This window comes from Tepidimonas aquatica (assembly GCF_007556585.1).
Taxonomy (GTDB): Bacteria; Pseudomonadota; Gammaproteobacteria; order Burkholderiales; family Burkholderiaceae_C; genus Tepidimonas; species Tepidimonas aquatica.
Genome location: NZ_VJNA01000028.1, coordinates 23663 through 34408, shown reverse-complemented (window position 1 = coordinate 34408; position 10746 = coordinate 23663). Strand labels below are relative to the sequence as shown.

Genomic DNA, 10746 nt, shown 5'->3' with positions numbered 1-10746 from the left:
TGAGCACTTGAAGGTTGTCCAGCGACACATTGCCCCGCTGCCGCGGCAGGCAATCCTCGATACGCGCGAATTGCGCAGGCGTAAGTTCCATGCGCAGTATGTTAGCACGTAGTGTTAACAGGCCCTAGTCCAGCCCCATGGCGCGCACCAGCGCGGCCCCTTCGTCCGGGTGGGATTGGTAGGCCTTGAGCTGCGCCGGCGTGAACGCGTCGTCCTTGTGCCGCACGACCTCCGGCAGCCGCAGCTTGCCGATGTCGTGCAGCAGCGCCGCCTGCCCCAACGCCTGCAGCGCCGGCGCCTCGAAGCCCAGCGCGCGCCCCAGCAGCAGCGCCAACACCGTCACGTTCATCGCGTGCTGGGCGCCACGGTCACCCTGGATGTCGCCCAGCAGCCGGATCGCCGATTCGGCGTGGCCGCCGATGTCGCCGACCAGTTCGCCCACCAGGGCGCGGGCCTGGGCGCCGGCGGCCTCGGGCGCGCGCTCCACGTCCTCCACCAAGGCTTTGTAGCGGCGCGCCCCGTCGTGGTAGCGGCGTTCGCACTGCTGCAGCGCGCGCCGCTGCGCAGCCAGGGCCGCGCGGCGCGGGTCGGCGCCGCGCCCCGCGGTGGCGGCGTCCGGCGTGTCCGCGCCGGGCTGGGCGGACGGCGGTTCGGGGTCGCTTTCGGGGTCGCTGCGGGCCGGGTCGATGCGCACCCGCGTCAGGCCCAGGGCACGGATGGTTTCGATCTGGCGCGTCGATTCGATGCGGAAGTTGTTGCGCGCGAACGGGTGGTCCATCCACCCGAGGTCGAGCAGCACATAGTGGCCGACGCGCAGCTCGTCGACGGCGATCACGGGCAGCGCGGGGTCGGTCATCGGACGAAGTTTCCATCGAACGGCATGGTGGGGGCATTATCGCCATGAATCGCGGTTTTGCGACGATGATGCGCGCTTTGCGCCGTGCGGCGCTGCGCTACAGTCGCGCCTGGGAACGCTTGCCATCATGTACGTGCCACTGCCGATCGACGAGATCACCCTGGGTGAGCCGCTGCCCGTCCCCGTGTGGGACGCGCGCGGCCAGCTGCTGCTGCGCAAGGGGGCGGTGATCCGCGACGAACACCACCGCGAGTGGCTGCGCATGCACGCGCCTATGATCCGGCGCGAAGACCACGAGGTTTGGCGCTTTCACTACACGGCGGCGCTGGACCGCGCGCTGCGCAGCAACCAGCCGCTGCAAACCATCGCCGGCGTGGCGCGGCCGATGGCGTTCGACCCCCCGGCCGCGATCGACGAGGACCAGCGCCCCCTGACCGAGGCGCTGGCCGACCTGCACGCGGCGCTGACGCTGCTGCTGCATCAGGGGGATCGGTTGCAGGATTGGGGCGGGCGCTTCGTGCGTGTGGACCAGCGCCTGCAGGCGCTGCTGCGCCAGCACGGCGCTGACGACGTGCTGTTCGTGTTGGTGCAGATGCTGCTGAACCCCGAGCTGGGCTACAGCGCCAGCCATGCGCTGACCTGCGCCGTGGTGGCCGAGTTGACCGCACGCACGCTGCGCTGGCCCGACGCGACGCTGGAAAGCCTGCGCCGCGCGGCGTTGTCGATGAACGTCGGCATGGCGCGCCTGCACGACGACCTGGCTCGGCAGGAGGCCCCGCTCAACCCCGACCAGCGCCACGCGGTGCTGGCCCACCCCGAGCGTGGGGAGGGGCTGCTGCGACGCCTGGGCGTCAGCGACGCGCTGTGGCTGGCCCTGGTGCGTGACCATCACGAGGTCAGCGGCGGCGGCGGCTACCCGCATGGCGTGACCGAGGTCGCCGAGCCGGCGCAGCTGCTGCGCCTGGTGGATGTCTACGCGGCGCGACTGAGCCCACGCCTGCATCGCCCCGGCTTGCCGCCGCCGCGCGCGGCCCGCGACGTGGCGCTGGACGCCAGCGGCGTGCCCACGCCGTTGGGCACGGCGTTGGTCAAAACGGTGGGCTTGTACGTGCCGGGCAGTTATGTCGAGCTGGCCAGCGGCGAGCTTGGGGTGGTGGCCCGCCGGGGGCGCCGTGCCAACGCCCCCCTGGTGTTCGCGCTGGTGGGCCGCGATGGCCTGCCGCGTGGCGAGCCGCCGCTGCGCGACACCGAACAGCCCGCTTGGGCGGTGCGTGGCAGCGTTGCGCCGCAGCAAGTGAAGGTGCACGTCAACCCCGACCGCTTGCTCGCACGCCTGTGAGGCAGCCCAACAAAAAAGCCCCGTGCGAGGGGGCTTGGGCAACGATGGATGGTCGGGGTGAGAGGATTCGAACCTCCGGCCTCTACGTCCCGAACGTAGCGCTCTACCAGGCTAAGCTACACCCCGAGGCCGACCGCTGGCGGTGCGATGCGCATTATGCGCGGCGCATCAGCAGCTGAGCCGCTAATTGTACCAGAGCTTTTTGGTGCCGCTCGCGCTCGGGCGCGCCGCCGGCGGGCAAGGCATGGGCGGCGGCGATGGCGCGCTCGGCCTCGCGCGCGGCCCAGGCGCGCGCTTCGTCGAGCCCGCCGCTGGCGCGCACGATGCGCAAAATCTCGCTCAGCTGCTGGCTGCCACCGGTTTCGATGGCCTGCCGAATCAGCGTGGTCTCGTCGGCGCTGCAGCGCCGCAGCGTGCAGATGATCGGCAGCGTCACCTTGCCCTCGCGCAGATCGTCGCCCAGGTTTTTGCCCAGCTCGGCGGCGTCGCCCTCGTAGTCCAGCACGTCGTCGACGATTTGAAACGCCGCCCCCAGCGCTTGGCCGTACTCGGCGCAGGCGGCCTCGGTGGCGGCGTCGACGTTGGCCAACAGGGCTGCGATGCGGGTGCTGGCCTCGAACAGCTTGGCCGTTTTGGCCCGGATGACGCGCAGGTACGCGGCCTCGTCCAGGTGCGCGTCGTGCATGTTCATCAACTGCAGCACCTCGCCTTCGGCGATGACGTTGGTGGCGTCGGCCAGCACGCGCATGATGCGCATGTCGCCGCAGTCCACCATCATCTGGAACGCGCGCGAGTACAGAAAGTCGCCCACCAGCACGCTGGCGGCGTTGCCGAACACCTGGTTGGCGGTATCGCGGCCGCGCCGCAGCGTCGATTCGTCCACCACGTCGTCGTGCAGCAGCGTGGCGGTATGGATGAACTCCACCACCGCCGCCAGCGTGTGGCGCCGCGGGTCGGCGCAGCCCAGCGCCGCGCACATCAGCAGCAACAACGCGGGGCGCACCCGCTTGCCGCCTGCCCCGATGATGTAGTGCGCCACTTGCCCTACCAGTGGTACGTCGCTGCCCAGCCGTTGCTGAATGACGGTGTCCACCGCCTGCATGTCGGCGGCCACCAGCTGCAACGCCGGTGTGGCGGTGGGGGCGGGGGCGACGGTGTCCAAGATGGTGCGTGGGTCCAAAGGGGGCGTGACAGCGCCGGATGGCGCATGCCCGATTATAGAAAGCGTGCGCGCCCGGCCCGCCCTAATATAATGCACGTCGTTCCGCGAGGAGCGTTGCAGCGCCGCCGTGGCCGGTTCCGCCAAGCCGGCGGCGCGAGGCTCGACGGACGACCGACCGCGCCCACCCGCCGGGGCGGCGGTTTTGTTGCCAACGACGCTCACCCCACCGGCGCGTGGTGTGAGCTTGATCCCCGCGCCCACGCACCGGTGGCCCTCGACGCGAAGGAGTCGCCGCATGAACGCACCGCTGAACACCCCGCTGCCCACCGACTGCGTGGTGGCCGACCTCGGCCTGGCCGACTGGGGCCGCAAGGAAATCCGCATCGCCGAAACCGAAATGCCGGGGCTGATGGCGATCCGCGAGGAGTATGCCGCCAGCCAGCCGCTCAAGGGCGCGCGCATCGCCGGCAGCCTGCACATGACGATCCAGACCGCGGTGTTGATCGAGACGCTGCAGGCGCTGGGCGCGCAGGTGCGCTGGGCCTCGTGCAACATCTTTTCCACCCAGGACCACGCCGCCGCGGCCATCGCCGCCGCCGGCACGCCGGTGTTTGCCTTCAAGGGCGAAACGCTGCAGCAGTACTGGGACTACACGCACCGCATTTTTGAGTTTGGCCCTGCCGGCGCGCCCGACGAAGGCCCCAACATGATCCTGGACGACGGCGGTGACGCCACGCTGCTGATGCACCTGGGTTGCCGGGCCGAGCGCGATGCGTCGGTGTTGGACCACCCCACCAGCGAAGAAGAGCGCGTGCTGTTTGCGGCCATCCGCCAGCGCCTGGCGCAGGATCCGACCTGGTACAGCCGCAAGGCCGCGCGCATCATCGGCGTGACCGAGGAAACCACCACCGGCGTCAAGCGGCTGCAGCAGATGGCCGCGCGCGGCGAGCTGATGTTTCGCGCCATCAACGTCAACGACAGCGTCACCAAGAGCAAGTTCGACAACCTGTACGGCTGCCGTGAGTCGCTGGTGGACGGCATCAAGCGCGCCACCGACGTGATGGTCGCCGGCAAGATCGCCGTCGTGTGCGGCTACGGGGATGTCGGCAAGGGCAGCGCGCAGGCGCTGCGGGCGCTGTCGGCCCAGGTGTGGGTGACCGAGATCGACCCCATCTGCGCGCTGCAGGCGGCGATGGAAGGCTACAAGGTCGTCACGATGGACTACGCCGCCGACAAGGCCGACATCTTTGTCACCGCCACGGGCAACAAGCACGTCATCACCTACGAACACATGGCCCGCATGAAAGACCAGGCCATCGTGTGCAACATCGGCCACTTCGACAACGAGATCGACGTCGCGGCGCTGGAGGCCAAGTGCACGTGGGAGGAGATCAAACCGCAGGTGGACCACGTGATCTTCCCCGACGGCAAACGCATCATCCTGCTGGCCAAGGGGCGGCTGGTCAACCTGGGGTGTGCCACCGGCCACCCGAGCTACGTGATGAGCAGCTCGTTTGCCAACCAGACCATCGCGCAAATCGAGCTGTTCACCCACCGCGACTACTACGAAAAGGGCAAGGTCTATGTGCTGCCCAAGCACCTGGACGAAAAAGTGGCGCGGCTGCAGCTGAAAAAACTCGGTGCCATGCTGACCGAGCTGACCGACGAGCAGGCCGCTTACATCGGCGTGCCCAAAGAGGGGCCGTACAAGCCCGACACCTACCGCTACTGAGGGCCGGCGCGGGCGCGATGCGGGCAGACCAGCAGCTCGTGCAGCGCGGCCTGGTGGCGTCGCGCTCGGCGGCGCAGCGGCTCATCGACGCCGGCGCGGTGCAGTGGCGGCCCCACGCCGCGGCGGTCTGGCAGCCTGTGCGCAAAGCCGGCGAGGCGCTGCCTGCGCACGCCGAGCTGCGCGTGGCCGACGACGCCGAGGTGCGCTACGTGTCGCGTGCGGGGCTCAAGCTGGCCGCCGCGCTGCAGCGCACCGGCGTGGCGGTGGCGGGCCGACGCTGCCTGGACGTGGGCCAAAGCACCGGCGGGTTCACCGACTGTCTGCTGCAGGCCGGCGCTGCGTGCGTGGTCGGGGTGGAGGTCGGTCACGGCCAGTTGCACCCGCGGCTGCACGCCGACGCGCGCGTCATCGCCATCGAGGGTTGCAACGCGCGCGAGCTCACCCCCACGCTGCTGCACGCGCGCGCGGGCGCAGCGGCGGCGCCACCGTTTGATCTCATCGTCGGGGACCTCTCGTTCATCTCGCAGACGCTGGTGTGGCCGGCGCTGGTGCCGCTGCTGGCACCGGGCGGCTCGATGCTGATGCTGGTCAAGCCGCAGTTCGAGCTGCAGCCGGGCGACATCGGCAAGGGCGGCGTGGTGCGCGACCCGGCGGCCTGGGCGCGGGTGCGCCAGCGCATTGAAGCGGCCGCCGCGGTGCTGGGCTTGCGGCTGCGCGACTACTTTGACAGCCCCATCGCCGGTGGCGATGGCAACCGGGAGTTTTTGGCATGGCTTGCCCGTTGAGTTTTGAGTTTTTCCCGCCCAAGACGCCCGAGGGGGCGGCCAAGTTGCGCGCCGCGCGGCAGCGGCTGTACGCGGCGCGGCCGCAGTTTTGCTCGGTCACCTACGGCGCCGGCGGCTCGACGCAGGAGGGGACGTTCACCACGGTGGCCGAGATCCTGGCCGAAGGCGTGGACGCCGCGGCGCACTTTTCGTGCATTGGCGCGACGCGCCAGCGCGTGCGCGCGCAACTGGCCGAGCTGCAGCGCCTGGGCGTGCGCCGCCTGGTGGCGCTGCGCGGCGACCTGCCCAGCGGCTACGGCCTGGGGGGGGAATTCACCTACGCGCGCGACCTGGTGGCGTTCATCCGCGCCGAGTTCGGTGCTGCCTTCCACATCGAGGTGGCCGCCTACCCCGAAATGCACCCGCAGGCGCGCTCCCCGCAAGCCGACCTGCAGGCGTTTGCGGCCAAGGTCGCCGCTGGGGCCGACGGCGCCATCACGCAGTATTTTTTCAACGCCGACGCCTACCTGCGCTTCGTCGACGAAGCGCGCGCCGCCGGTGTGACGGTGCCGATCGTGCCGGGCATCATGCCCATCACCAACGCCACGCAGTTGATGCGGTTTTCCGATGCCTGCGGCGCCGAAATCCCGCGCTGGATCCGGCTGCGGCTACAGGGCTACGGCGACGACACGGCCTCGATCCGCGCGTTTGGCCTGGACGTGGTCAGCGCGCTGTGCGACCGGTTGCTGCGCGCCGGCGCGCCGGCGCTGCACTTTTACACGATGAACCAGGCTGAGCCGACGCTGGCGATCCTGGACCGCTTGGGCCTGGCGCCAGCGTGAGTGGGTGTTTATACGCTTGGGCGTATAAGGACATGAGCCGAAATTCGTGGACAACGTCGGCCACGCTGCGCTATCGTTGCCGAGGCCATCCCTGATCCCCGTGGTTTGCCGAGGAGAACCTTCCATGCGATTCGAAACCCAGGCCGTGCACGCCGGCTACCAACCCGACCCGACCACCAAGGCCGTCGTGCCGCCGATCTACCAAACGGTGGCCTACGCCTTCGACAGCGCGCAGCACGGCGCCGACCTGTTCGACCTCAAGGTGCCGGGCAACATCTACACCCGCATCATGAACCCGACGCAGGCGGTGCTGGAGGCGCGCCTGGCGGCGCTGGAAGGTGGCGTCGGCGCGCTCGCGCTGGCCTCGGGGCAGGCGGCCATCACCTACGCCATCCAGACCATCGCCGAAGCGGGCGACAACATCGTGTCGGCCAGCGCCTTGTACGGCGGCACCTACAACCTGTTTGCGCACACGCTGCCGCAGTACGGCATCGACGTGCGCTTTGCCGACAGCGACCGCCCCGACACGTTCGAGCCGCTGATCGACGCGCGCACCAAGGCCATTTACTGCGAATCCATGGGCAACCCGCGTGGCAACGTCACCGACCTGGCGGCACTGGCGGCCATCGCGCACCGCCACGGCGTGCCGCTGATCGTCGACAACACCGTGCCCAGCCCCTACCTGTGCCGCCCGTTTGAGCACGGCGCCGACATCGTCGTGCATTCGCTCACCAAATACCTGGGCGGCCACGGCACCAGCGTGGGCGGTGCGATCGTCGATTCGGGCAAGTTCCCGTGGGCCGAGCATAAAGCGCGCTTCAAGCGCCTCAACGAGCCGGACGTCAGCTACCACGGCGTGGTCTACACCGAGGCGCTGGGGCCGGCGGCCTACATCGGTCGCGCGCGCGTGGTGCCGCTGCGCAACATGGGCGCGGCGATCTCGCCGTTCAATGCCTTTTTGATCCTGCAGGGCATCGAGACGCTGCCGCTGCGCATGGACCGTATCTGCGACAACACGCTGGCGGTGGCGCGGTTTTTGCGCGCGCACCCCAAGGTGCGCTGGGTGCGCTACGCCGGCCTGCCCGACGACCCCTACCACGCGCTGGCGCAGCGCTACCTGGGCGGGCGCGCGTCGGGGCTGCTGACCTTTGGCATCGAAGGCGGGCGCGCGGCCGGCGAGCGCTTTTTGGACGCGTTGCAACTGTTTACGCGGCTGGTCAACATCGGCGACGTGCGCTCGCTGGCCACCCACCCGGCCAGCACCACGCACCGGCAACTGTCGGCCGAGGAGCTGGCCAAGGCCGGCGTCACCGAAGACACCGTGCGCCTGTGCGTCGGCATCGAGCACATCGACGACCTCAAAGCCGATTTGGAGCAGGCGCTGGCGGCCGCGTGAGCGGACGCAGCCGCTTGGGCCGGGCGTAGCCCCCACGGGTTGAGCCGCCGGGGCGGGGACGCAGGGGGCCAGGCGTCTTAGGCGCGCGGGGGCTCGCCGCCGTCCACCCGCCACGCGGCGCCAGGGCCTTGGCGCAGCGCGTTCAGCACCCAGGGCAGCGCGGTGCGTAACCGCTCGGCCAGCGTGTAGGGTGGGTTGATGATCAGCATGCCACTGGCGCGCAGCCCCGTGGTGACGCGCCCGCGTGCGGCGGCGGCCTTGCGCTGCGGGTCGGGGCGCGTGCCGACGTTGAGCTCGGCCTGCAACCAGGTGCGGCCATGGTGCTGCGCCAGTGCGCGCAGCCGCTTGGGCAGCGCGTGCGCCTGCTCGCGCCCGATCAGCGGGTACCACACCAGGTAGCACCCTTGGGCGAAGCGGTGCAACGCCTCGCCTACGGTGGCCACGACGGCGGCGTAGTCGGTCTTGAGCTCGTAGCTGGGGTCGATCAGCACCAGCGCGCGGCGCGTGGGCGGTGGCAGCAGCGCGCGCAGGCCGCGCAGGCCATCGTCGCGCCGCAGCGTGATGCGGGCGTGCGGCCATTGCTCGCTCCAGGCGCGTACCTGGCGGTCCAGCAGCCGCCCGTCGGTGGGGTGCCACTCGAACAGGGCCAGCCGGTCTTGGGGCCGCAGCCGTTGCGCCAGCAGCGCTGGCGAGCCGGGGTAGTGGCGCAGCGCGCCGTCGGGGTTGCACGCGGCCACGGCCTCCAGGTAGGCGCGCACCGGTGGTGGGGTGTCGGCCTGCCCCTGGGCGTGGCGCCACAGCGCGCCGATGCCGGCTGCGGCCTCGCCCGAGGTTTGCGCGGCGTCGTGGTCGAGCCGGTACTGGCCGGCGCCGGCGTGCGTGTCCACCAGCCACAGGCCGGTGTCCTTGTGCTGCAGGTGCTGCAGGGCGGCCAGCAGCGCCAGGTGCTTGAGCACATCGGCGTGGTTGCCCGCGTGGAAGGCGTGTCGGTAACTGAACATCGTGCGCTATCGTAGCCGAGGCGTCCGCGCAGCCGGCGTGGCGCTGGCGCGCTGTCGTCTATGGGCTATAATGCCCTGTTTCGCAGCGCCACGCCAGGCTCCGCGGCGAAGCAGCAACACCACCTCAGAGGCCGCCAGCAGAAGCGGCTCCGACCGTGGAAAAGAGCCGGCCAAACCACAGGAACCCAAACCATGACCAAGACCTTCAGCGCCAAGCCCGCTGAGGTGGTGCATGAGTGGTTTGTGATTGACGCCACCGACAAGGTGCTCGGACGTGTCGCCAGCGAAGTGGCACGCCGACTGCGCGGCAAGCACAAGGCCATCTACACCCCTCACGTCGACACGGGCGACTTCATCATCGTCGTCAACGCCGACAAGATCCGCGTCACGGGCAACAAGGCCCAGGACAAGATCTACTACCGCCACACCGGCTACCCCGGTGGCATTCGCTCGATCAATTTCCGCGACATGCAGGCCAAGCACCCGGGCCGCGCGCTGGAAAAGGCCGTCAAGGGCATGCTGCCCAAGGGGCCGCTGGGCTACGCCATGATCAAAAAGCTCAAGGTCTACGCCGGCCCGGAGCATCCGCATGGTGCCCAGCAACCCAAGGTGCTGGAAATCTAAAGGAGCGGCAGCATGATCGGTGAATGGAACAACGGCACCGGCCGGCGCAAGACCAGCGTCGCCCGCGTGTTCCTCAAAAAGGGCTCGGGCAAGATCACGATCAACGGTCGTGACATCCGCGAGTATTTCGGTCGCGAGACCTCCATCATGATCGCGCGCCAGCCGCTGGTGCTGACGGGTCATGAAGAGACGTTCGACATCATGGTCAACGTCCACGGCGGCGGCGAGTCGGGGCAAGCGGGTGCGGTGCGCCACGGCATCACGCGTGCGCTGATCGACTACGACCCCAGCCTCAAGCCGCAACTGAGCGCCGCGGGCTACGTCACGCGCGACGCGCGTGAAGTCGAGCGCAAGAAAGTGGGTCTGCGCAAGGCCCGCCGCGCCAAGCAGTTCAGCAAGCGCTGATCCGGCGCCAGGCCCTGGGTGCGCGTGGCGCGGGCAGTCCCCGCCGCGTGCCCGGGCCGCAGCGACCCGCCACCGCCTGCCGGTCCCGCGCTCGGGGAGGCAGGCGTTTTTGTTGCCGGGTTGGGGCCGCCAGCGGCGGCACAAACCACTGCGCGCAGTAGGGGTTTGGCGCCCCGGGTGCGCCCCCTGGCGCGCCCGGATGCGCTAAGCTTGCACCCAACCCATTTTCGAGAGGACTGCCATGAGCGCCGTTGCCGATGCCGCCACCCCCGACACCACCCAAGAGATGCCCGCACCGCTGGTGTTCACCGACGCGGCGGCGGCCAAGGTGGCCGAGCTGATCGCCGAAGAGGGCAACCCCGACCTGAAGCTGCGCGTGTTCGTGCAGGGCGGTGGCTGCTCGGGGTTCCAGTACGGCTTCACGTTCGACGAAACCGTCAACGAGGACGACACGCAAATGCAGCGTGGGGGCGTCACCCTGTTGATCGACGCGATGAGCCTGCAGTACCTGATGGGCGCCGAAATCGACTACAAGGAAGATCTGCAAGGCGCGCAGTTCGTCATCCGCAATCCCAACGCGGTGACCACCTGCGGTTGCGGCTCCAGCTTCAGCGCCGGCTGAGCC

11 protein-coding genes and 1 tRNA gene are annotated in these 10746 nt (G+C 69.6%); 8 read left to right on the top strand and 4 right to left on the bottom strand.

Features of this window, described 5'->3' with window-relative positions:
- Positions 1 to 124: 124 nt before the first annotated feature.
- A complete protein-coding gene (locus Taqua_RS10340) occupies positions 125 to 856 on the bottom strand; it encodes a putative cyclic di-GMP phosphodiesterase (RefSeq protein ID WP_144326581.1) in 732 nt (243 codons plus the stop codon).
- 127 nt (positions 857 to 983) lie between these two features.
- On the opposite strand from Taqua_RS10340, the gene Taqua_RS10335 reads away from it, so the two are divergent.
- Positions 984 to 2195 carry an HD-GYP domain-containing protein gene (locus Taqua_RS10335; protein ID WP_144326580.1) on the top strand — a complete coding sequence of 404 codons (1212 nt, stop codon included), beginning with the start codon at positions 984 to 986 and terminating at the stop codon, positions 2193 to 2195.
- A 49-nt stretch (positions 2196 to 2244) separates the two neighbouring features.
- Here the strand turns inward: Taqua_RS10335 and Taqua_RS10330 are convergent.
- Both Taqua_RS10330 and Taqua_RS10325 read right to left on the bottom strand, forming a co-directional pair.
- Positions 2245 to 2321 (bottom strand) — tRNA-Pro (locus Taqua_RS10330).
- 28 nt (positions 2322 to 2349) lie between these two features.
- Complete coding sequence (locus Taqua_RS10325; RefSeq protein WP_144326583.1) at positions 2350 to 3297, bottom strand: polyprenyl synthetase family protein; 948 nt, start codon at positions 3295 to 3297, stop codon at positions 2350 to 2352.
- Between the two features lie 355 nt (positions 3298 to 3652).
- Between Taqua_RS10325 and ahcY the strand changes: the two genes are divergently transcribed.
- The 4 genes from ahcY (at position 3653) to Taqua_RS10305 (ending at position 8091) form a co-directional block, all read left to right on the top strand.
- Positions 3653 to 5089, top strand: a complete 1437-nt coding sequence (gene ahcY, locus Taqua_RS10320; protein WP_132962772.1) for an adenosylhomocysteinase — start codon at positions 3653 to 3655, stop codon at positions 5087 to 5089.
- Between the two features lie 17 nt (positions 5090 to 5106).
- Positions 5107 to 5874, top strand: coding sequence for a TlyA family RNA methyltransferase (locus Taqua_RS10315; protein ID WP_144326579.1), 768 nt, complete (start codon positions 5107 to 5109; stop codon positions 5872 to 5874).
- Positions 5859 to 6695 (top strand): methylenetetrahydrofolate reductase [NAD(P)H], encoded by an 837-nt coding sequence (gene metF, locus Taqua_RS10310; RefSeq protein WP_144326578.1) that lies wholly within the window; start codon positions 5859 to 5861, stop codon positions 6693 to 6695. The genes Taqua_RS10315 and metF overlap by 16 nt, the downstream gene beginning before the upstream one ends.
- A gap of 124 nt (positions 6696 to 6819) precedes the next feature.
- Complete coding sequence (locus Taqua_RS10305; protein WP_144326577.1) at positions 6820 to 8091, top strand: O-acetylhomoserine aminocarboxypropyltransferase/cysteine synthase family protein; 1272 nt, start codon at positions 6820 to 6822, stop codon at positions 8089 to 8091.
- 77 nt (positions 8092 to 8168) lie between these two features.
- On the opposite strand, the gene Taqua_RS10300 is transcribed toward Taqua_RS10305, so the two are convergent.
- Positions 8169 to 9092, bottom strand: a complete 924-nt coding sequence (locus tag Taqua_RS10300) for a 23S rRNA (adenine(2030)-N(6))-methyltransferase RlmJ (RefSeq protein ID WP_144326576.1) — start codon at positions 9090 to 9092, stop codon at positions 8169 to 8171.
- A gap of 192 nt (positions 9093 to 9284) precedes the next feature.
- Here Taqua_RS10300 and rplM point away from each other — a divergent pair, with 192 nt between their 5' ends.
- The 3 genes from rplM to erpA all read left to right on the top strand — a co-directional run bounded on the left by rplM (position 9285) and on the right by erpA (position 10743).
- Positions 9285 to 9716, top strand: a complete 432-nt coding sequence (gene rplM, locus Taqua_RS10295; protein WP_132962777.1) for a 50S ribosomal protein L13 — start codon at positions 9285 to 9287, stop codon at positions 9714 to 9716.
- A gap of 12 nt (positions 9717 to 9728) precedes the next feature.
- Positions 9729 to 10121, top strand: coding sequence for a 30S ribosomal protein S9 (gene rpsI / locus Taqua_RS10290; protein WP_132962778.1), 393 nt, complete (start codon positions 9729 to 9731; stop codon positions 10119 to 10121).
- 241 nt (positions 10122 to 10362) lie between these two features.
- Complete coding sequence (gene erpA, locus Taqua_RS10285; protein ID WP_144326575.1) at positions 10363 to 10743, top strand: iron-sulfur cluster insertion protein ErpA; 381 nt, start codon at positions 10363 to 10365, stop codon at positions 10741 to 10743.
- Positions 10744 to 10746: the final 3 nt, after the last annotated feature.